This is a genomic window from Phyllobacterium chamaecytisi (genome assembly GCF_020164455.1).
Taxonomy (GTDB): domain Bacteria; phylum Pseudomonadota; class Alphaproteobacteria; order Rhizobiales; family Rhizobiaceae; genus Phyllobacterium; species Phyllobacterium chamaecytisi.
Genome location: NZ_JAIQWW010000002.1, coordinates 100,959 through 123,004, shown reverse-complemented (window position 1 = coordinate 123,004; position 22,046 = coordinate 100,959). Strand labels below are relative to the sequence as shown.

Here is a 22,046-nt window from a genome sequence, read left to right as displayed (position 1 = left end):
CTCGGAGTAGAACTTGCGCCCTGCGCCTTTGCCGGCAAACAACCAAGCGTTGCCACCACACCAAACAGAAAGTCGCGTCTGCGTATTGAGGACATTGGCTTAGAGAACGTAACTGATGGGCGCTTGCGTTTCCGGATGCCGGAATATCCCCATGCGCACGCCATAGATCGCATCGAGCCTGTCCGCAGTAATCAGCGTTTCGGTCTCGTCGTGAGCCACGAGCTTGCCGCCGGAAAGTGCAATCAACCGGTCGCAATAGCGCGCTGCCATGTTGATGTCATGCAGAACGATAAGCACGGAGCGACCGTGATCGTGCGCCAGCTTCTGAATCAGGCGCATCACCTCGATCTGATGATTGATGTCGAGAGCCGAGATCGGCTCGTCAAGAAGCAGGCACTCGGTGTCCTGGGCGACCAGCATCGCCAGGAAGGCACGTTGGCGTTCACCGCCGGACAGAGTATCGACAATACGATCGGCCATCGCCGTCATGGATGTCAGCTCCAGTGCTTCGCCAACCTTGGCCCTGTCGTTGCTGGAAAAACGTCCAAGCGCCCCGTGCCAGGGATAGCGGCCAAGAGCAACGACTTCCCTTACGGTCATGCCGTCAGTGTCGGGAGTCTGTTGCGGCAGATAGGCAACCTTCCTGGCATATTCCTTGGACCGGAACGATCCCAGCGCCTGCCCCAGACATTCGACGCGGCCGTGCGTTGGCGACTGAAAACGCGCCAATATCTTCAGCAGCGTGGATTTTCCGGACCCGTTGTGGCCAAGGATACCGACCACCTCGCCCTGTGGAATGTCCAGCGTCAATGGATGGAGCAGTGTCCGTCCATCAACGTCGTAACCGATACCATTCAGCGAAAAGGCGGATCCGTTCATCACATACTCGCTAGAACTTGGCCGAAAGGGTGGCTTTGACAGCGCGTCCCTCGCCGTAGATGCAACTGGTATTGCTACTGTCACCGGCGCAGGTCGAGTAATATTCTTTGTCGAACACATTGTTCGCCTTCAGCGACCCCTTCCAGCCGTTCTTCTCATAGCTGATAGCTGCATCGACCAGAGTATAGGATCCGACCTCGATCTGATTGGCGTTGTCACCGAAGGAGCTACCGACATAGCGAACGCCGGAACCGATATTCAGGCCTTCGAATGCCCCGCTCTCGAAGGTGTACTTCGCCCAGAGTGACGCCTGATGTTCCGGCACGAGCGCCGGCCGATTACCAAGTTCACCGTCGACGTTGCTCGATGTGATTTCCGCATCAAGATAAGTATAGCTGCCAGTGAGGCTGACACCGTGGAAGAGGTTCACGACGGTCTCGAGCTCGAAGCCGCGATGGCGCACCTCGCCCGTCTGAACGTCGAATCCTAGATTATCAGGGTCTGGCGTCAGCACGTTGGACTTGGTGATCTCGAAAACCGAGCCGGTGACCGTTCCCGGGAAATAGTCCGGCTCATACTTCACGCCTGCTTCGTACTGCTGACCCTCGGAAGGCGAGAATGACTGACCGGAGAAGCCTTGACCGATGGTTGGTGTGAAGGATTCGGAATAGCTGATGTAAGGCGTCAGGCCATTATCGAACAAGTATCCGAGACCTACCTTTCCAGAGAAGGCACTGTCAGATTGCTCGCTGGTTGAATTGCTCAAGCGGTCAAAGGTCTTGTCTTCCACCCAGGACTGGCGCCCCCCCAGAGTAAGCAACCAGCGATCGTCGAATTTGGTTTGGGTTTGAGCGTAAAGTCCGATCTGATCGACGGTCTGGCGGCGATCGACATAAATTGGAGGAGAAGGAACATCGATGCCATAGACGGGGTCATTGATATCGAGGCTCGGCCCGGTATCGAAGCCGTTCTGACCATCAACTGTCTGGCGGTCGTATGACAGGCCCATCAGCAAGGTGTTCTTGATGCGTTTTCCTTCATAATCATACTGAACACCATTATCGATGCTGAACAGCGTTGCCGTTTCGTCAACCGTGAAGGCCGTGCGGCCCATCGTGGCATCGTCGACCATGCTCGAATAATAGAGGTGCCTGTAATCTGTATTTTGCCGCGAGTAGCGGACATTCTGCCAGACCTTCCACTCATCGTTGAAGCTGTGCTCGAACTCATAGCCGATGGAGCCGTGGTCTGCATCGAACCGGTCGAAATTCGGATCAGATGTGGTGAAGCTACGAGAGAATTTCGGAATATTCGGGAAGTCCGGACTTGCGATTGGCAGGAACGTATTCGGCGTCAGTTTATCCCACTGGTAGTTGGCGAGGATTGTCAACGAGGTATCGGCGCTGGGTGACCAGGTGATTGCGGGTGCGATGAACACCCGGTTGTTCTTTGAAAAATCCGTTTGCGTCTGCCCATCGCGGAAAAGACCCGTCAGGCGATAGGTCCACACGCCTTCCTTGTCGAGCGGACCGCCCAAATCAATCCCCGTCTCATAGGTATTGAAGGATCCGTAGCTGGCATATGCGCTGTAAAGCGGGTCCTGCGTCGGCCGCTTGGTCACGAGGTTGACAATGCCGCCAACCTCATTCGAGCCATAGAGGACGGAAGCCGGTCCCTTGAGCACTTCCACGCGCTCCAAGCCGTACGGCTCGGCTTTGAAGCCAGAAAAGTCGATCGCCTTTTGTGGCAGGCCGTCGCGATAAACGGCGTATGGGCCAATGTCAAAGCCACGGATCAGGAATTGATCGAAGCGATCATCAACACCCCAGGGTGAGGCGGTCACACCGGAAGTGTAGGCTATCGTATCCTCGATTTGCTCCGAGAACCGGTCGTCCATCTGCTCTCGGGTAACAACAGAAATGGATTGCGGTATTTCACGGATCGGCGTGTCGGTCTTGGCGCCGGTCAGCGTATTCTTGGCGATGTAACCTTTGTCAGGTCCAACAGGGCTGGTATCGCCATCAATGACGATAGTGTTCAGCTGGATTGAGGGCGCTTCCTGGGCAACCGCGATATTTGCCATCATCAACCCGGCAATTGACGTCGTCACCAGCAATCGGGCACGACGCTGCCGCCTTGATGAAGTGGCTTCGGTCCAAATCACTGCCCTGCATCCCCGCATGACACACCCCTTGTAAAAGCTTGACTCTGCTTGATAATTTACATGAGTTTTGTACTCATGTTTAAAGATGACTACATTTGTCATCTTATGCGAGTCAAGGCGCGATCGGTAAAATGCCGATTTTTTTGACGCGCCCTGCCCAATCAGCAAGAGGCTGTGGCCCCAATGCTACAGACGCGCGCCATGCAGCGCTTGCTGGATATCGCTCCAGATCACTTCCGGCTCCTCGAGACCGACCGCAAAACGTATGGTTTGCGGATTGACGCCGAAACGAACGAACGAGGTCATGCGATCGGGAATTTGCAACGCAGCCTTGGCAGGAACCACAAGCGTTTCCGGTCCGCCCCAGCTCACACCAAGCCGGATATGGCGCAAAGCGTTGACGAAACGCGCCACATCAATATCGGGGCTTAGATCGAAGGCGAACAGACCGGAAAATCCAGTCAGCGTCTTCTTGCCCGGATGGTCGGAAAACGCCGGATGACGGACGAGCGCAATGTCCGGATGTTGCTGAAGATGCTTGGCCAGCACGAGCCCGTTATGCATATGTTCCTTCAGCCGCACCTTCAGTGTCCGCATACCGCGCAGGAGCAGCCAGGCTTCGAAGGGCGAGAGCTTTGCGCCGATGTACGGGTAGGTCGAGCTGTTGATCTTGGCGATCATATCACGCGGACCTACAACCACGCCGGCAACCGTATCACTGTGGCCACCAAGATATTTCGACGCAGCATGAATGACGATATCGACGCCATGCTGGATCGGCTTTTGGAACAGCGGGGTCGCCCAGGAATTGTCGATGACAGTCGTAACGCCATATTCCTTGGCCATTGTCGTCAAGGCTTCGATGTCCTGCAACTCGAAAACCATCGATGTCGGGTTTTCCAGGTAGAGCAGCTTGGCGCCGGGCAAGGCAGCACGGACCTCGTCATGATTGGACGGATCGACAAAGTCTACCGTGACGCCGAATCGAGCAAGCAGTTTGACGAACAGCCGGTAGATATCATTGTAGAGGTGTTGGACAGCGACAACCCGATCGCCAGCTTCGACAAGGCTCAAGATCGTGGCCGTGATTGCTGCCGTTCCACTCGAGAAACCACGTCCATCCTCGGCACCTTCCAGCCGGGCCGTAAGCAGTTCGAACTCCCGCACGGTAGGATTATCGCCACGCGAATAGATATAGTTGCGGGACCGCCCGGCAAAGACATCTTCCATGGCCTCATAGGTGTCATAGGTGAACAGGGAGGTCTGGAATATCGGCGGCGAAACTGCATTGAACGCAGCATTATCGACTGGCGAAAACAGATCGTCCGGCATTTCGGCATTGAATTCTTGCGGTGGCATGGCTTTGTTCATGAGGCCCTCTCAGACGCGATGCTGTTGAAACTGGTGATCGGATTGGATGACGAATGGTCACGGAGCTGGCGCAGGGTCATGACAAGGATGCCCAATGACATGAGTGCAGTTAGCGCTGGCGCAACAAAGAGACTGGCCAGAACTCCGTCGAATTCAAACCAGTGTGGCAGGATAAAGAGCAGCGGCAGCAGGAAATAGCCGTTCTGCGCAACGCTGATAAATCCCGCCAGACGCGCCCGGCCCTGCGCCTGCAGCAGTACCAGCAGGATCTGCCTAGCACCGAAGAAAACGAACGGAATGTGCGTGAGGACAAGCGTCTGCGCGGCAATATCCGCGATTTCGACGTCATTCGTGAAAATCGCGGCGACAGGATAGCGCAGCAAAATGGCAACAAGACCGTATATGACGGCAAACGCGGACGTGAGAACGAGCAGCGTTCTGGATGCCGCGAGCAGGCGCTGTGAATTGTTGGCACCCCAGGCGAAACTCAACACCGCCTGCCCGCCGAGCGAGAGGCCAACAATCGGCAGCATGCCGAGGGTCAGGACGCGCATTGCAATGCCGACCCCGGCAATGCCGTCGTCCCCACGATAGAATCCGGCGAAAGTGAAGAGCACCGCGAAGCTGATACTGCTCAACATACTTGTGAGCGTTACCGGCAATCCTATGAGAAGGACCGGCTTGAGAACATCGATGCGCAGTGCCATGAACCGTGCCGCTACGTGCAAGGTCCCGATTCGCCTGCGGAAGTAGAGGAAATAGGCACCGAGCGCTGCAATCTGCGATATAATGGTTGCAACTGCCGCACCCGCGAGCCCAAAATCGAACCAGAAGATCATGATTGGATCGAGGACGATGTTGAGGGCGAAACAGCCCATCAGCGTCCACATGCTGAAGCGCGTGTTGCCCTCTGAGATGGCGATGAAATCCGCAAGTATCTGCAGCATGGTCAGCGTTACCGAAAAGGCGACGATAGCTAGATAGTGTTCGGCCAATGGCAGGATGGCCTCGCTGGCGCCAAAGAGGATGAGCAACTCACGCTTGAAGAGGAGAATTGCAACCGTCAGCACGAGCCCGAGCGGTATCGCCAGCATGACGAGCGTTGACGACGTGATGCTGGCCCGCTGCGGATCGCCGGCACCCAGCGCACGGCCGACGGCGGTGGCGACGCCAACGCCAAGCCCCTCGCCGATTGCTCCGACCATCATCAGGATTGGCAGGACAACGGTGATCGCCGCGATCTCATGGCTACCGATCATGCCGACGAAGACCATATTGATCGTGTGATGGACGGCATTGATCGACAGGCCTGCAACCGCAGGCATGCCAAGCCGGAAGATCAGACGGGTCAGTGCCGGATCATTCAGATCATCGGGTGCAAAATAGGCTCGCTTCGGCTTGGCCGTCATGGTGCCGGAACCCAGAAACGATCGTCAAAGAAACGCTCCCGCGTCAACATTACCAGCAATGCCCGCTTGTGCGGGAAGTCAAAGTGCTTGACCTTTGCAAAGCCCGAGCGGTCAAGATTGCGGATCTGCTGCTCGTGGCTGGCGCGCGGCTCGCCGACAATGCGCTGTGTACGCGGATCATCGAGAAAGATGAAATGCATCAATGACGGGAGCCAGGCGGTGATCCACTGCTTGCCGCGATACGCTGGCTCGCCAATAGCGACATGCCAGCCGCGATCATAGTCCTGTGCATCATAATAGGGCCCGAGGCGGTTCTCCTTGGCCCAGTAAACCTCGAAATATCCAAATGGCACACCGTCGAAACAGCCGATCAGCGCCAGCATGTGCGGATCGCTCCGGCGCTCTTCAAGGATAGCCGCGTGCTTCTGCCTGTCACCGCCATCCTCCCAGATCACATTGACCTGTTCGTCATTCATCCAGCGATGGAAATGCTCGAGATCGGCTTTGGGGTCTGCAACCCGAAAAGACAGGCTCTGGTCGAGCCAGGGAATATAACGGTCATAGACAACGCCTGTCGGCTTTCGCGGCCGTTTCGGATGATATTGTCCATTGCTCAAGACATGCACTTGGGGATTTGGATAAGCCGGCTTTGCAATCCATGGCGCCGGCCATTGCCAGAACGCCCGCGGGTCGATCAACAGGCGATCGCCGTCAAATGTGCCGAGCGGGAAGTCAGATGCCGGCATATTGCCGATCTCGATAGTCCCGATATCGCGTGACTGCGCGGTCATGAATTCGATGGCGGACGACAGAACCGGGATTGCCTCAGCCTGTTTGAGATCCGGCAAACCAAGTTTCAACCCGTCCGGCGTCGTCTGTACCGAGATCGTATAAGCGCCGCTGGCGGTCGAAACCCGCAATGTCTCCGGCGTTGGCTGCGCCGCCGTTTTCAGGAAGCGCAATGAGACAGGAAACCGCTCAACGCGTGTTTCTTTGGCAAGGTTGGATATGAGGGTCATGGCGCACTCCGCAGCATCACGCCGCAGCTGTTACGCGCGGCTTTCCTACAGAGACGCAATAAGCCGGCGTCGATTTAGGCCAATCTTTGAAAAAATTTTCTCCATTCTCGCTTAAATTACAGGCGACCTCGTCCGTCTCTTGATCATGTTTGTCTGTTTAGGAGTCTGCACGATGTCTGCAGGAGAGCTATTGCCAGAGACTTGGCCCGAGACCTGGAGTGTCGTTCGCGACCGGGAAGATCGCTATTCCGTTTGGGCCGACGACAAGGCGCTGCCTGTCGGCTGGAGCAAGGAACCGATCAGCGGCACGCGTGACGAGTGCCTGCAAAGGATCAAGGAAATCTGGATCGATCCAAGGCCGCTCGGCTTGCGGCGGGCCATGGCCTGAGCCCTGCGCTCTCAATTCAGACAACGGACCGGTGAAAATATGAACAAGCTATTCGCACCAAATCAGACGAACGATACCGTCCCGGTGGATGAGGTTTCTCGTCGTGCCTCCGACGGCTTTCCTCTAAGCCTTGCGCAAAAGCGCATCTGGTCGCTCGAGCAGATCGGCAACAGCACTGTTTTCCCTTTGCAGGTTCTCAGCTTAGGCTGGCATACCAGCGTTACACTGGATCAGCTGCAGCAGGCGCTGGTGCAACTGGCAAAACGTCATAGCGCTCTGCGCACACGCTTTCACCGTTTCGCCGGTGGGCGTATCGAACAATTTTCAGACGTGGGCGAAACTCCGCCTGTAGAGACGCTTGGAAGCGACAGCAATCCTCTGACAGCAGTTGAAGCAGCAGAACACGAGGCCGAGTTTATCTCCCGTCCCTTCGATTTGCTCAGCGGCGTGTCATCCCGCTGCCAGCTGATCGTGACGGCGCAAGGCACGCTCAAATCGACCATCGTCCTGCATCCGATTGTCTGCGACGATGCCGCTCTCTCGATCCTGCAACGGGATCTGATTGCGCTCATCAATAACGAGGCACTGGCGCCGGTCATTGACGACAACCTGTTGCGCGGTGCCCGCGAAGAAGAGTGGCTTGAGACGAACGATTTCACCACTGCGCTCGCGCATTGGCGCAATCTGATCGGCGAGGAATACACCGCGACAACTTTGCCGACACGTTTCAACGCGAGCGGCTATGCGGGTGCCAAGCGCCGCCACCTCCCGTTCCAACTCGATGCAACGCTGTGGACCAGCGTCAAGCTTTACGCGAAGCAACACGCGTTGCGACCGGATCTCGTGCTGTCCGCAGCATTTGCAATTCTCCTCGCCCGCTACAGCGGCAACTACAGCTTGCAGCACGGCGTCCTTTTATCAAATCGTGACGCAGATGCACGCGGGCCAATCGTCTGCCGCGTTGAGCAGATTTTGCCACTCAAGCTCGAGCTTACCTCCAGAGCACGCATACTCGATGTTTGTCATGCGGTGGATTCCGCAATTGTGACGGGCACGCGCAATCTGGTTCCGTTTGAGCGATTGGTGCAGGAAATCCAGACACATGAGGAACGGGAGCAGGATGCGATAGTCAAATCGCTGTTCGAGTTCCGCGAACCCCGCATCCGCTCCGATCTCGCGCCGGGGACATCGCCCACCCTCGCCCCTCGTTCCGATATCGAGCTTGCGCTGCTTGTTTCACCTAATGAATCAAGTGGGCTGGATGGGTTGTTCGACTATGCGGAGGATATCTACGAACCGGGCCTGATCGAGCGAGCCTCCATCCATTTCGGCCGTATCTTGGCCCAAGCCATCGGTGGGACGGACATCCGCATCAAGGATATCCAGTTCATTGCCGAGGACGAACTCGACATCCTGTCCGCTCCCTACGACGATGAGGGCGTCAATGACGACCGTCCCGTGCATGAACACATTGCCGCCCATGCGGCGCGCACGCCGGACAAGACAGCCATCATCTATGCCGACGAAGTCTGGAGTCACGCCAGGTTAGACCAGAGCGCCAATCGACTTGCACACCGTTTGGTCAAGCTCGGCGTTGGGGCCGACATAAGCGTTGCCATCGCGGTGAAGCGCTCGCCGGAGGCCATTGTCGGCATCCTTGCAACGCTGAAAGCAGGTGGTGCCTATATTCCGGTCGAGCCCGATCATCCCACAACGCGCAATCACCACATCCTGCACGATGGCGGGGTAAAGGTAATCCTGACCAATAGCTGGCTGCTCGATCGCATTCCCGACGGACTTGATGCCACTATTCTGGAGCTGGACAAGCTTGACCTGAGCCAGGAACCCGACACAGCCCCTGATGTGCATGTTCACAAGAACCAGCTCGCCTATATCATGTATACGTCCGGTTCGACCGGACTTCCAAAGGGAGTGGCTGTCGAACACGGTCCCCTGACCCACCACATGCAGAATACGTCCCGTGTCTATGGCATGAGCGAGCTATCGCGCGAATTGCCGTTTCTGCCCTTCAGTTCCGATGGCGGGCACGAACGATGGATGAATCCGCTGATGGAAGGCGGTAGTATTATCCTTCCGGATCAGCCACTCTGGACACCGGAAGAAACGTTGACGGCGATGCGCAAGCACGGTGCCAACAATGCCAGCATTCCGACGACCTATCTCCAGCAGCTGGCCGAATGGGCTGACCTCACCGACAGCGCGCCCCCGATGCGGCTCTATTCATTCGGCGGCGAGGGGCTCGCCCAGCAGACTTTCGATCTTTTGTCGAAAGCATTGAAGTCGGAATGGCTGATCAACGGCTATGGGCCCACCGAAACCATCATGACGCCGATGGTCTGGAAAGTGCGGGCTGGTCAGAAATTCGAAGGGACTTACGCGCCAATCGGTCGCGCGGTTGGCAATCGCCGCGTCTATGTGCTTGATCCTGATTTGAACCCCTGCCCTATCGGAGTGACCGGTGAACTTTATATCGCCGGCGAAGGCATGGCCCGTGGTTATATCGGCAAGCCTGACATTACCGCCGACCGTTTCATTCCCGACCCGTTTTCAAAGGAAGGCGGGCGCCTCTATCGTTCCGGCGACCTCACTCGCTGGCGCGAGGATGGCACGGTGGAATTTGTCGGCCGCGTCGACCATCAGGTGAAACTGCGGGGCTATCGCATCGAACTCGGCGAGATCGAAGCTGCACTGCTGCAACAGGATGGCGTTGGCGAAGCCCTCGTCGTCCTGCGTGACGACGAAGCCACCAAACAGAAGATGCTCGTCGCCTATGTCGTGCCAAAACAGGGACGGGAGCTGGAGATCGCCGATATTCATTCGGCGCTCGAGCGTGCCTTGCCCGCCTATATGGTTCCCTCTGCGATCGTTCCGCTCACGAGCATGCCGATCAATCCGAACAGCAAGCTCGATCGCTTCGCACTTCCTGCGCCAACGCCCCTCAAGCGAACGATCATCGAGCCTCAAAACGCGGTGGAAGCAGAAGTTCTCGATATCTGGCAACAGATCCTGAATGTCAGCCCAATCAGCGTCGAGGACAACTTCTTTGCCATCGGCGGCAATTCGCTGGGCGCTATCCGGATTCTTTCCGCGTTGCGTCAGCGCAAGCCGCAGAACCGCACGACAATTGCCGACCTCTTCAACAATCCGACAATCCGCTCCTTCGCCAAAGTTATTGAAGCGGGCAACGATCAAGCTGGAAGCGAGGTGATTGTGCTGCGCGCTTCGGGCACAAAGCCCATGCTCTATTGCTTCCCCGGTCTGCTGGTCAGCACGCGCGAATACGTCAAGCTGGTCGACTATCTTGGAGCGGACCAGCCGGCGACCGGCTTCATCTGCTATTCGCTCTCCGAGCAGAAGCAGATCGGCGCTTCGGTCGATGAGATCATCGAGAGTTATGTCGACTACATTAGAAGTCACAGCAAAGGCCAGCCATGCTATTTCCTCGGCTGGTCATGGGGCGGATTGCTGGCCTATGAGGCGGCGCGCAGGCTCGGCGATGAGATCGACCTGCGGCTGATCACCATGGTCGACGTCTGCGACCTCGGAACCGAATTCGCCATTGGTTCCACGCCGCGATTCAAGCCGGGTGAGCGCGCCCAGTTGCATCAGACGGTGCAGGAGTGGCTATCGCAGACCGCGATGCGCGCGGAATGGGACCGGCTGCTTGGTGTCATGGACGCAGATACCTACGACCAGTTCCTGCGTTTCGTCGGCGACGAGAAGGATGAACTCCCAACCGATGGCCCCGATATCAGCAGTCGCGAACACACATTCTGGATCCTTATCGACAATGCCCTGATCTTCCGGCGTCATCAACTGCAGCCTCATAATGTACCCATCCACTCCTGGGCGGCCGACGACAGTCTGAACCGGGGCCTCAACCTCATCGACTGGCGCCGCTATTCCCCTCGAGCCAACCCTGCGGAAATCATCTCCGGCACCAACCATCTGCACGTGATCGGCTCGCAGGCGTTTCACAGCCGGCTGGCACACCGGCTGAATGAAGCTCTTTGACCAATGCGTCACCGAAAGGAATTCTGATGACTGCGATGTTTGCAAACAATGATCTGACCAGTCCCGCAAGCGATACCCTGGATCTTGCCGGTATCGGTATCGGACCTTCGAATCTCAGCCTGGCATCGCTCCTCGATGGCGTCGGGAACGTCAGGGCGCATTTCTACGAGAGCCGCGCAAGTTTCGATTGGCATCCGGGCATGATGCTGCCGGATGTCGAACTGCAATCCTCCTATCTGAAGGACCTCGTCACGCCGGTCATGCCGACCAGCCCATGGTCGTTCATTTCCTACCTCGTTGCGCATAAGCGGCTCTATGCCTTTCTCAACGCCCATTACGATGCAGTGCCGCGTCGCGAGTTTGCCCGCTATCTGGAGTGGGTCGCTAGCCAGCTAAAGAGCCTCACGTTCAACTCTACCGTGCGCGAAGTTAAATTCGACAAGGACAAATTCTTCGTCCGGTTCGATAGCGGTGCGGTAACCGCCAGAAATCTCGTGCTTGGTACGGGTACTACACCATCCGTACCCTCCTGGGCGACGCCGTTCCTCGGAGAAAGATGCTTCCACAATTCGGAGGCAAAACACCGCCTGCCTGGCCTCAATGCATCGCGCATCGCGGTCATCGGCGGTGGACAGAGTGGCGGTGAAGTCGTGGAAGCGCTGCTGAACTCAAAGTCAACTCTGAAAGAACTCAACTGGTTCAGCCGCCGGCATAATTTCGAGCCGATCAACGATACGGCGTTTTCCAATCAGGTCTTCTCGCCGGAATATGTCTACGCCTATCTCAATCTCAACAGCGACCAGAAGCTGGACGCACTGAAAGCTTCGATCCTGACGAGTGACGGGCTGTCCATTTCGACGATCAACGCCATTTACCGACGACTCTACAGCCTGCGCTATCTGGAAAACCGGAACATCGAGGCAAAACTTTCGCCCAACCGCGACGTCATCCAGGTCGAAGGCGACAAGGATGGCTATCGCCTGATCGTACGCAATCGTTTCGATGGAGGGGTTGAGGTCGCCCATGCCGATGCAATTGTCCTGGCAACGGGGTATCAGTTCAAGCTTCCCGACGCATTTGCCGGTTTACAGGACCGCATTCAGTTCGATCGTCATAATCGGCCCATTTTGGACGACAGATACTGCCTCAACTGGAGCGGCCCAAAACAGAACCGGATCTTTGCGCAGAACGCCGGGCGGTACAGTCACGGGATTGCTGACTCGCAGCTGAGCCTCATGGCATGGCGCAGCGCGCACATCATCAACTCGCTGGTGGGCCGGCCGCACTTCGATCTGGAGCCGCACGACTCGCAGGTGAACTGGCTTTCGAGCGGACACGACACTCTGGGGCAGAACATCGCCGTCGACTATTGACTATCGAACTGGATGGACCAGTTCGCGTTGATGAAAGAGCAATTCCTCTCCCCCCGACTGTGCTGAAACAGCAATCAAATGACCGGAAGGTGCGAGAAAAAGGCGGTGATGCCACAAGGCGTCATCGCCGCTCGGCACCTTATCCATGCGGATAGCGTTCGTCCCGCGATCCAGCCGGATGTTCAATTGTTCCGGCGCGGCAGTCAGGCCGGTGCCCGTCGCCTTGAGGTAACTCTCTTTCAAGGTCCAGTAGCTCAGAAGCCGCGATTGACGCGCCGGGCCGCGCAGCACCGAGAGCATCTCGGACTCTGCCGCCGAGCAGAACAATGAAGCTGTCTCGGGTTCAATCACCGTCGTGAGGGCTTCGACGTCGATACCCAGTGCCACGGCGTCCCGGCTGATCGCGAAGGCCGCGAACCCTTCCGTGTTGGACAGGTTGAAGGCAATTCCGTCGGACTGCCCGGCGAGAGCTGGTTTGCCGTGCAGTCCGGCGACGATGTTCAGATCGGCCATTGGCACGGCCGTATAAAACGAGAGGACCGATCGCTGCAAGTAGCGCCCCGCCATGAAGGCTCGGGCATCTTTTTCAAAATGGATGCTCGCAGCTCGTGCCCGTTCGTCGGGGACCAATGCGAGGCTTATGGTATTCCAGTCCGTGTCAGGCCCATGGGCCCACCACCAGATATCAACGCCGGATCCCCCTTGGTCGACGCGCGAGGCTGGAACAACCGGCAAGTCCGACAGCGGATCGCACGGCAGCGTCATCATCACAGTGTTCTGACGGCGAATGCATTCTGGATCGCACGATTGACGGCAACTGGCAGCAATGACATGTGATTCTCACCGGGATGGATTTCAAACTGCGCCTGTATTGGCCGACCCGGCAGGCCGTTCAGCCGCTCCACCAGTTCCATGGCGTTCACATCGTTCAGCGTGACTTTCTTCTGCTTGAGCCTCTCCGCCTCGTCGGTCGCACCAAGCTGAAACGGCGCCAGTTTGTCGGTTTCATATTCGCCACAGGAAAGGAACAGCCTTGCGTTCTCGCTCGTCTTCGGAGCGGCTGCAAATGACGGATAGAATTGATCGATGACACGGTCTTCCCAATAGATCGATGGACTGGCGGCGATCCAGGTCGTAAAGGCCGAAGGCGAAGTGAAAAGGCTGTAGAGCACGAAAAGACCGCCGAAGGAGTGGCCGAAGAGCGCTTGACGGCTCCGGTCAATCGGATGCGTTGCCTCGACGAGCGGCTTTATCTGTTCCTCGATAAACTCCAGGAACTCTTCCGCACCGCCGGTTTTCACTACCGGGCAGTTTTCGAAAAATGGCGGATAAGTCTGACCGGGCGGCGGGCTAAGATCCCAGGAGCGGCGCAGGGGATCATATGCAGCGTCGAGGGGGTAGCCGATGGTCACGACGACTCCGTATCCGACATTGGTACCGCTAGGATAGCTCGCCTGCGCCCGCATGACGTCGACTGCCGTGCCGATCACCGCATTGCCATCGGTCATGTAGAGGACCGGCCAGCCCTGCTCAGGTGCATCGCCGGGCGGGCAATAGATAAATATCCGGTAGACCGCGCCGTTTCGATCGGAAATCACATCGTGAAATGTTGTGTGTCCCACCAGGGCGGGCGATGAATTCGGAAATGTTTGCATATATCCATCGCTATGGGATTTCGGTGCAGGTCTGGCGCATACAGTCTCGTGCCGTGTCAGTTATAAAACATGACTAATTTCGTCAATATTTAATTTCGTCGTCGAAGCGTCGATGCATGGGCAAAAACAAAGGCCGATGCGAACATCGGCCTTTGTTTGTTGGTCGCAATGGTTCAGGCTATCTTCTCTCGAACCGGGAGTTTCCAGCCAGGCCGGATGAAGTGGCACGTATAGCCGTTCGGAATGCGCTCGAGATAATCCTGATGCTCGGGCTCGGCTTCCCAGAAATCTCCGGCAGGCGCAACTTCAGTCACCACCTTGGCAGGCCACAAGCCGGAAGCGTCGACATCCTCAATGGTGTCTTTTGCAATCCGCTCCTGCTCTTCGGACGTATAGAAGATCGCCGAACGATAGCTCAGTCCAACGTCGTTGCCTTGGCGGTTACGCGTGCTTGGATCGTGGATCTGAAAGAAGAACTCGAGAATTTGCCGGTAGCTGATCCGGTCGGGATCGAAGACGATCTCGATCGCCTCCGCATGGGTTCCATGGTTGCGGTAGGTCGCATTCGGCACGTCGCCGCCGGAGTAGCCGACTCGCGTCGATATCACGCCGTCGTAGCGCCGGAAGAGGTCTTGCATCCCCCAGAAACAACCGCCGGCCAGCACTGCCCGTTCTTTTGTCATTGGATGTCCTCCATTCATTGTGATGGAATTTGCAGCACTTTATGCCTTTGGGGCACACTCTGTCACTGCATTGTTTCGGTAGAGATGTCGGGATTGCGGCTCGAGAATTCAATCCCGGCTCCCGCGCGTTGGGGACCGCCCTGCGCAATCAACGCGGCCAGAGGTGACGGTTCCCGGGGATCGGTATCGTAAACGCATGGCGAAATCAGCACTGCCATGCCGATCAGGGATAAAATGGCAAATCGCATGATATGTCTCCTTAAAGGTTTTGGCCTCGGGCCTGGCGCCCGAGGCATTTCCATCTACGGTCAGCCCTGCTTTGCAATCGGAGCTGGAGCAGTCCGGGCCGCCTGTTGGCCTTTCGCCTCGGCCAGAAGATCCTGAATGACCTTCTCGGACTCCTCGTAGTCGCCTTCACCGAAATGGTGGTACCTGATCTGGCCCTTGGCATCGATGAAGTAGTGGGCTGGCCAATAGCTGTTGTCGAACGCTTTCCAGATGGCAAAATTGTTGTCGATCGCAACCGGATAGCCGATCTTGAATTCGTCTATGGCCTTTTTGACGTTTTCGATCTTGCGTTCGAAGGCGAATTCCGGCGCGTGCACGCCAATCACCACCAAGCCCTGATACTTGTACTTCTCAGCCCAAGCCCGAACATAGGGAACGGTGTGAATGCAGTTGATACAAGCGAACGTCCAGAAATCGACCAGCACCACCTTGCCGCGAAGCTGCTCTGTCGTGAGCGGCGGCGAATTCAGCCACTCGACAGCTCCATCGAGTGAAGGAAACTGGCCCTCAACCGGCAGATCGCTGCGGAATACTTCGCTGGCGTTGAGTGCAAGCTGAGCACCCTCGGTTGTGCTCGCTGCAGAAGTTGATGCCGGCTTCTCAGTATGTAATCCGTCTAGAAGTGCCTGTTCTATCTTGCTCGTTCCGACTGTTGAAAGCCGCGCAAGCAAACCTGTATCGGCACCAAGGCCAATGGCGACGACACCTGCAAGTACCGCAATGCCCAAGCCGCGGCGCACCCACTCACCCGCTCCAAGCGATTGCTTCATCGCCGTGAACACGCGGCCACCGATGAGCAGTGCCAAGCCCAGCGAAGTTGCTGCACCCGCCGAATAGGCAAGCAGAAGCAAGGTTGTCTGAACGTTGGCACCCTCAAGGGCGGCACCCGTCAGAACCAGCCCGAGGATTGGGCCTGCACAGGGCGCCCATAGCAGACCCGTTGCAACACCGAGAACCAGCGAACCACCGGCCGTCGGCACCGAGCGTGGTCCACCCGTCGCGTTCAACAGCCTGTTGGCAAACGCAACAACGGGCCGTGTCAGGATTGTTGCAAGCTGCGGCGAGACAAGCGTCAAGCCGAAGATCGCAAGCAGCCCGATTGCAGCGTAGCGGCCATATTCATTGGCGTGAACCGCCCAACTGCCGCCGACTGCCGCCAGTGTTGCGACGAGAGCGAAAGTGATCGCCATGCCTGCGAGCATCGGCAGCGTGCTTTTGACGAATGGCTGTTCGGCACGCGCGAAAGCGAATGGCAGGACAGGCAGGATGCATGGACTGAGGATCGTCAGCACACCTGCAAGGTAAGCAATAACCGGAAGGGTCATCATCATATCCTTTGGGTAGTTGAAGGAGCGTTGGAGCGCAGCGGCCGAGGTTCAGCCGTTGTCGGGCACAAGGCGCCTGCGACGTATCGCGCATGTGTCTCAACCAGCCAAAATTGTGGGCCAATGTATCCAGGCGCAACGCGGATACATTGGCTTACAATTTTTCCGAAAGGCCCTCGCCCGCCCGCGAAAAATGCCTGCTAATGTAGTGCGACCAATAGATGGAAGGCACTCTGCGATGGATCACATCGACCACATTCTGATCGTCGATGACGATCGCGAAATAAGGGAACTTGTTTCGGGTTACCTCAAGAAAAATGGCCTACGCGTCACGGTGGCGGCAGACGGACGGCATATGCGGTCATTTCTTGAGACAGACTCCGTCGATCTCATCGTCCTCGATATCATGATGCCCGGCGATGATGGTCTGGTCCTGTGCCGCGAACTTCGCGCCGGCAAGCACAAGGCAACACCAATTCTGATGCTGACGGCCCGGACAGACGAAACCGACCGCATCGTTGGCCTGGAAATGGGCGCAGATGACTATCTCGCAAAACCCTTTGCCGCGCGGGAATTGCTGGCGCGCATCAAGGCGGTTCTGCGCCGCACGCGCATGCTTCCGCCCAATCTCCAGATAACCGAGGTCGGCCAGCTTCTGACCTTTGGTGATTGGCAACTCGACACTACCGGCCGGCATCTGCTCGACCGCGAGGGAACGGCTATAGCACTTAGCGGTGCCGAATACCGCCTGCTTCGCGTGTTCGTCGATCATCCGCAGCGCGTGCTTAATCGGGATCAACTGCTGAACCTCACGCAGGGCCGCGAGGCTGAATTGTTCGACAGGTCTATCGACCTTCTGGTAAGCCGGCTTCGCCAGCGCCTTGGTGATGATGCGCGCGAACCCGCCTACATCAAAACCGTTCGCAGCGAGGGCTACGTCCTGGCAATGCCTGTCGAGATTTCCGAGCTTCGCCAATGAGCATCGGTGCCGCACTTCGGCCGTTGCGGTTATGGCCACGCACTCTGGGATCGAGGCTTTTCCTTATCTTGCTTGCTGGTTTGCTGCTCGCGCAAGGGCTCACCTTCAGTGTCCAGTTTATCGAACGTTATATGGCCGCCAAGGCTGTGATGCTCAACACACTCGAGAACGATGTCGCGACGTCGGTCGCGATTTTCGATCGCTTGCCGGCGTCCGAGCGAGCCGATTGGCTTCAGCGCCTCGACCGGGGAACCTATCGATTTGAGTTGGGCGCCGGACTTCCCGGCATCGACACCCTGACCGACCAGGGCGCCGGTATCGCGGCGAAGATCAGGCAAGCCGTCGATCCGCGTTTCCCGATAAGATTTCAGTCCATCCCGGGCGATGGCAAACGCCTGCAAGCTCATCTGACCTTGAGCGATGGAAATCCGCTGACAATCGATGTGAACCCGGCACCCATCATGCCGCTGGCGCAGTGGCTGCCATATGTTCTCTTCGCGCAGCTGCTTCTCCTCATTCTTTGCGCATGGCTTGCCGTTCGGCTGGCGATCCGCCCTCTCGTAAATCTTGCAAATGCAGCTGACGCGCTCGATCCGAACAAGAAAACGCCGCGGTTGAGCGAGACGGGACCGAGCGAGGTCGCCTATGCCGCGACAGCATTCAACGCCATGCGAGATCGTATCGCGCATTATCTTGAAGAGCGCGTACAAATCCTTGCAGCAATCTCGCACGATCTTCAAACGCCGATAACACGCATGAAACTTCGTGCGGAGTTTGCCGAAGAGTCCATTGAAAAGGACAAGCTCGTTCAGGATCTCGCGGAGATCGAGCGCTTGGTCCACGAAGGCGTTGCCTATGCGCGCAGCGCGCATGGAAGTACAGAAAAAGCCTCCCGTCTGGACATGGACTCTTTCATGGAAAGCCTCGTCTATGACTATCAGGATACCGGCAAGGCTGTGACACTGAGCGGAAAGATCGAAACTGCGATCGTCACCCGGCCGCACGCCCTGCGCCGCATCTTCACCAACCTGATCGACAATGCCCTGAAATTCGGCGGAATCGCCGAAGTTTCTCTTGAGAAAGACCCTCAGGGGACAGTCATCGTAAAAGTGCTCGATCGTGGCCCGGGTATTCCGGAAGACCAGCTCAAGGCAGTCCTCCAGCCATTTTTCAGGCTGGAACAGTCCCGGAATAGAGGAACCGGCGGCACAGGGCTGGGATTGGCAATCACGCAGGAACTGACGCTCGCCATTGACGGGACGCTTCACCTGGCAAACAGACCCGGTGGAGGTCTTTCCGCCGAGATAACATTGCCTCAGACATTCAAGCCGCACTAGAGGCAAACCGCACATTGTATCTCAATGTACCAGCGTCGCTTCCTTACACAATTCGTTTCAATTCCCGCCAACCCTGACACATGCGGGATACGTCTCTAGCGCCTTATCCGGGCAATGACTGGCTGCAGTCATTGCTTGAAGCAAATCAACCGTTCAAAGGACCAATACAATGACCCAAGTCGAAAAAGTGCTCTACACAGCCAAAACCCACACCACCGGCGGTCGGGATGGTGGCTCGGGCAAAAGTGATGATGGCCATCTCGACGTCAAATTCTCCACGCCCGGTACCGCAGGCAGTGGCACCAATCCGGAACAGATGTTTGCTGCCGGCTGGTCGGCATGCTTCATCGGCGCCATGGGCCTTGCAGCACGCAAGATGAAGGTGCCCCTGCCGGCAGACACGGCCGTCGATGCCGAAGTGGATTTGTGCAACGTCGATGGCGCCTATTTCCTTCAGGCGCGCCTCAACGTCAGCCTGCCGGGCCTGGAGCGCGACGTTGCGCAAGCGATAGTCGACGGTGCACATCAGACATGCCCGTACTCCAAAGCCACACGTGGCAACGTCGATGTAGTGCTCAACGTCGTCTAGAGCACAGGCCTGCTAGCATCAGTCTGAATCAACTTCAGCAATGGATACGATAAAAATGTCGCAAGAAATCAACCATCGCCGCCGAGGGCTTCTCGGCATAGCGGCCGCGACTTTTGCCGCCGCAACACTCCTCCAGTCCGCCAGGGCGAACGCGCAGACGGGCACGACGAAATCGGCGGCGCTGCCCACCATCAAGCCGGGGACGAATATCTCCCTGGGTCCAATCAAGCAGATCGACGCCGGCGCCCTCAATGTCGGATATGCCGAAGCTGGCCCTGCCGATGGCTACCCGGTTATTCTTCTGCACGGATGGCCGTATGATATCTATAGCTTCGCCGACGTCGCTCCCCTGCTTGCCGGCGCAGGCTACCGCGTGATCATGCCTTATCTGCGCGGCTACGGCACCACGCAGTTCCTTTCGGGCGATACCGTGCGAAATGGCCAGCAGGCCGTTGTCGCTGTCGACATCATCGCTTTCATGGATGCGCTGAAGATACAAAAGGCAATCATTGCCGGCTTTGACTGGGGTGCGCGCACGGCCAACGTTATTGCGGCCCTATGGCCAGAGCGCTGCAAAGCTCTGGTCTCGGTAAGCGGCTATCTGATCGGCAGCCAGGAGGCGAACAAGAAACCATTGCCACCGAAGGCCGAGCTCGCCTGGTGGTATCAGTACTACTTTGCAACCGAACGCGGACGCCAAGGCTACGATAGCAACCGGCACGATTTCTCCAAGCTCATCTGGCAACTCGCATCGCCGAAATGGAACTTCGACGACGCAACCTTTGACCGGTCGGCCGAAGCGTTCAACAACCCGGATCATGTCGCGATCGTCGTTCATAACTATCGCTGGCGCTTGAGCCTCGTGGAAGGCGAGCCACAATATGACGATCTGGAAAAACGGCTGGCAACATTTCCGGTGATTGCGGTTCCGACGATAACGCTTGAAGGTGATGCCAATGGCGCGCCGCACCCGGATCCCGCGTCTTATCGCAACAAGTTTTCAGGGAAATACGAGCACCGGACAAGCAGCGGCGGTATTGGCCACAATCTGCCACAGGAAGCACCGCGCGACTTCGCTCAAGCCGTCCTCGACGTCGATACCTTTTAGGAGCTACTGCGGACTCGCAGAGACGCGGGTCCGCAGTACTTTCACCATGACACCAAGTCACTCGGGGTCAGAACGGCCTGCTAATCCGCGGGAAATGCTGACTGTTCGTGTGACGCAGGTCACGAGGCTGCCGATCGTTATGATGGCCAATGCCACAAGCAGTGACCAGTGGCTCCCGAAGAGCCACGTTTCGACGCACTGGACAAGGAGACCCGCGGTGAGCACTGCCATGCGACGCTGTTTCGCCATGATGCCGCTGAAATCCTGAGCCAATCCCAGCGATCCACCGAAAACCCTGATATAGGCGGTCAGGGCGGCGAGCAGCGCGCATAGCCAGCCAAGCCAAGGGTAGCCCACGGCATATCCAACCGGAACAAGAAACAGCGTATCGCAGATCCGGTCGGGAAATTCGTTGTAGAGAGGCCCGCTCGGTGTTTTCTTGCCGCCTTCGATCGCGACCATTCCGTCGAGAAGGTTGCAGATCAGTCTCATTTGCACGCAGGCAGCCGCGCAAAGCCAAGCGATCGGATGAACCGTAAACGCGATGAGCGCGCCCCCGACGACAGCAAACACAATCGACAGCAGTGAAATACTGTTGGCAGTGACGCCCGCTTGCGCCAGGTACTTGCTGAGCCTGATGGCCCAGGGAGACGATCGGCTGGAAATAGGGCGGCGCGCGACTTCCTCATGCAGTTTACTCATTCACTTCCCCCACCTGGCGACCACCCCGCCGAGATTGCCCTTCCGCAATCGAAATTGAAAGTGGATGCTCGTATTTTTACTGCGCCAATGCGTTGCCAGTTGTACAGTATCCGGATGTGGGCCGTTTTCCTAAGCGGAACCACCCCTTGAGATGCGCGTTGAACCTTGGCTTTGCTCAAGCTTTGAAAGATGCCGCCATGATACAGATTCTAGCGGGACTGATTTTGGCTTTTACATTGGCGGAAGCTGCACGTGCCGACGAAGCGGCGTTTCTCCAATCCCTCGAAGGCAAGTGGGCGGGCAATGGCGCGGTGCGCATACGCACGAACGTCCCGTCCATGACGGTTTCATGTACCTTCGACTCGTCGACCACACCTTCATCACTGGCTCTGGAGGGTAGTTGCACCGGCTTGATGGTCATGTCCCGCGCTGTTGCGGTCAACTTGACATCGAGTGGCGGCAGATACACCGGCTCCTATACTGGATCAGCTACCGGCATAGCTCGCCTTTCTGGAACGCGGCGCGGAAACGCCATTAACCTCGGCATTCTCTGGGCCAAAAATGTCAATGGCGACCGCAAAGCACAGATAACCATGCGGAAAGTCGGCAATAACGGCATGGTGCTGACAACAACCGACATGGATCCTCGATCCCGTACGTCCGTTGTCACCAGTGAAATAAATCTCGTGCGCAATTAGCCGAGCGAAAGATTCTCCATTCCACCACTGCAGCGTACCGTGTC

The 22,046-nt window shown here is 57.2% G+C and carries 18 protein-coding genes and 1 pseudogene; 8 read left to right on the top strand and 11 right to left on the bottom strand.

The genetic code is table 11. The features are described from left to right. Window positions 1-99 precede the first annotated feature (99 nt). From LB462_RS04310 to LB462_RS04290, 5 genes are all read right to left on the bottom strand, one after another. Window positions 100-879 carry an ATP-binding cassette domain-containing protein gene (locus LB462_RS04310; protein WP_224506135.1) on the bottom strand — a complete coding sequence of 260 codons (780 nt, stop codon included), beginning with the start codon at window positions 877-879 and terminating at the stop codon, window positions 100-102. Window positions 880-889: 10 nt separating this feature from the next. Then, window positions 890-3,043 (bottom strand): TonB-dependent siderophore receptor, encoded by a 2,154-nt coding sequence (locus LB462_RS04305; protein WP_224506134.1) that lies wholly within the window; start codon window positions 3,041-3,043, stop codon window positions 890-892. Window positions 3,044-3,229: 186 nt separating this feature from the next. After that, a complete protein-coding gene (locus tag LB462_RS04300; protein WP_224506133.1) occupies window positions 3,230-4,414 on the bottom strand; it encodes a PLP-dependent transferase in 1,185 nt (394 codons plus the stop codon). Beyond that, on the bottom strand, window positions 4,411-5,823 hold the full coding sequence (locus tag LB462_RS04295; protein WP_224506132.1) for an MATE family efflux transporter: 1,413 nt from the start codon (window positions 5,821-5,823) through the stop codon (window positions 4,411-4,413). The genes LB462_RS04300 and LB462_RS04295 overlap by 4 nt, the downstream gene beginning before the upstream one ends. Continuing rightward, entirely contained in the window at window positions 5,820-6,842 is a 1,023-nt protein-coding gene (locus LB462_RS04290; RefSeq protein ID WP_224506131.1) for a GNAT family N-acetyltransferase, read from the bottom strand. Before LB462_RS04290 ends, LB462_RS04295 begins: the two co-directional genes overlap by 4 nt. Window positions 6,843-7,014: 172 nt before the next feature. On the opposite strand from LB462_RS04290, the gene LB462_RS04285 reads away from it, so the two are divergent. Genes LB462_RS04285 through LB462_RS04275 form a run of 3 tightly spaced genes read left to right on the top strand, consistent with a single transcriptional unit; the run spans window position 7,015 to window position 12,638 of the window. Then, entirely contained in the window at window positions 7,015-7,230 is a 216-nt protein-coding gene (locus LB462_RS04285; protein ID WP_224506130.1) for an MbtH family NRPS accessory protein, read from the top strand. Between the two features lie 39 nt (window positions 7,231-7,269). Continuing rightward, complete coding sequence (locus LB462_RS04280) at window positions 7,270-11,265, top strand: non-ribosomal peptide synthetase (RefSeq protein WP_224506129.1); 3,996 nt, start codon at window positions 7,270-7,272, stop codon at window positions 11,263-11,265. A gap of 26 nt (window positions 11,266-11,291) precedes the next feature. Then, window positions 11,292-12,638: a lysine N(6)-hydroxylase/L-ornithine N(5)-oxygenase family protein gene (locus LB462_RS04275; RefSeq protein WP_224506128.1), complete on the top strand. Its 1,347-nt coding sequence runs from the start codon at window positions 11,292-11,294 to the stop codon at window positions 12,636-12,638. Here LB462_RS04275 and LB462_RS04270 read toward each other — a convergent pair whose 3' ends face one another. The 5 genes and pseudogenes from LB462_RS04270 to LB462_RS04250 form a co-directional block, all read right to left on the bottom strand. Further along, on the bottom strand, window positions 12,639-13,406 hold the full coding sequence (locus tag LB462_RS04270) for a 4'-phosphopantetheinyl transferase family protein (RefSeq protein WP_224506127.1): 768 nt from the start codon (window positions 13,404-13,406) through the stop codon (window positions 12,639-12,641). It lies immediately after the preceding gene. Beyond that, on the bottom strand, window positions 13,406-14,293 hold the full coding sequence (locus tag LB462_RS04265) for an alpha/beta hydrolase (RefSeq protein WP_224506126.1): 888 nt from the start codon (window positions 14,291-14,293) through the stop codon (window positions 13,406-13,408). The genes LB462_RS04270 and LB462_RS04265 overlap by 1 nt, the downstream gene beginning before the upstream one ends. A 173-nt stretch (window positions 14,294-14,466) precedes the next feature. Beyond that, window positions 14,467-14,976 carry a peptide-methionine (S)-S-oxide reductase MsrA gene (gene msrA, locus LB462_RS04260; RefSeq protein ID WP_112531137.1) on the bottom strand — a complete coding sequence of 170 codons (510 nt, stop codon included), beginning with the start codon at window positions 14,974-14,976 and terminating at the stop codon, window positions 14,467-14,469. A 62-nt stretch (window positions 14,977-15,038) separates the two neighbouring features. Next, the gene (locus LB462_RS04255) at window positions 15,039-15,224 is read right to left on the bottom strand and encodes a hypothetical protein (RefSeq protein WP_224506125.1); all 186 of its coding nucleotides are present in this window, start codon (window positions 15,222-15,224) and stop codon (window positions 15,039-15,041) included. Window positions 15,225-15,293: 69 nt separating this feature from the next. Beyond that, window positions 15,294-16,589: pseudogene (locus LB462_RS04250) on the bottom strand (cytochrome c biogenesis protein DipZ); the annotation flags it as partial. Between the two features lie 238 nt (window positions 16,590-16,827). On the opposite strand from LB462_RS04250, the gene LB462_RS04245 reads away from it, so the two are divergent. The 4 genes from LB462_RS04245 to LB462_RS04230 all read left to right on the top strand — a co-directional run bounded on the left by LB462_RS04245 (window position 16,828) and on the right by LB462_RS04230 (window position 20,602). Continuing rightward, entirely contained in the window at window positions 16,828-17,568 is a 741-nt protein-coding gene (locus tag LB462_RS04245; protein ID WP_224506124.1) for a response regulator, read from the top strand. Next, window positions 17,565-18,905, top strand: coding sequence for an ATP-binding protein (locus tag LB462_RS04240; RefSeq protein ID WP_224506123.1), 1,341 nt, complete (start codon window positions 17,565-17,567; stop codon window positions 18,903-18,905). The genes LB462_RS04245 and LB462_RS04240 overlap by 4 nt, the downstream gene beginning before the upstream one ends. Window positions 18,906-19,074: 169 nt before the next feature. Beyond that, a complete protein-coding gene (locus LB462_RS04235) occupies window positions 19,075-19,494 on the top strand; it encodes an organic hydroperoxide resistance protein (RefSeq protein WP_224506122.1) in 420 nt (139 codons plus the stop codon). A 55-nt stretch (window positions 19,495-19,549) separates the two neighbouring features. Beyond that, window positions 19,550-20,602 carry an alpha/beta fold hydrolase gene (locus LB462_RS04230; RefSeq protein WP_224506121.1) on the top strand — a complete coding sequence of 351 codons (1,053 nt, stop codon included), beginning with the start codon at window positions 19,550-19,552 and terminating at the stop codon, window positions 20,600-20,602. 57 nt (window positions 20,603-20,659) lie between these two features. Here LB462_RS04230 and LB462_RS04225 read toward each other — a convergent pair whose 3' ends face one another. Further along, on the bottom strand, window positions 20,660-21,304 hold the full coding sequence (locus tag LB462_RS04225; protein ID WP_224506120.1) for a CDP-alcohol phosphatidyltransferase family protein: 645 nt from the start codon (window positions 21,302-21,304) through the stop codon (window positions 20,660-20,662). A 197-nt stretch (window positions 21,305-21,501) separates the two neighbouring features. Between LB462_RS04225 and LB462_RS04220 the strand changes: the two genes are divergently transcribed. Then, window positions 21,502-22,002, top strand: a complete 501-nt coding sequence (locus LB462_RS04220) for a hypothetical protein (RefSeq protein WP_224506119.1) — start codon at window positions 21,502-21,504, stop codon at window positions 22,000-22,002. Window positions 22,003-22,046 lie beyond the last annotated feature (44 nt).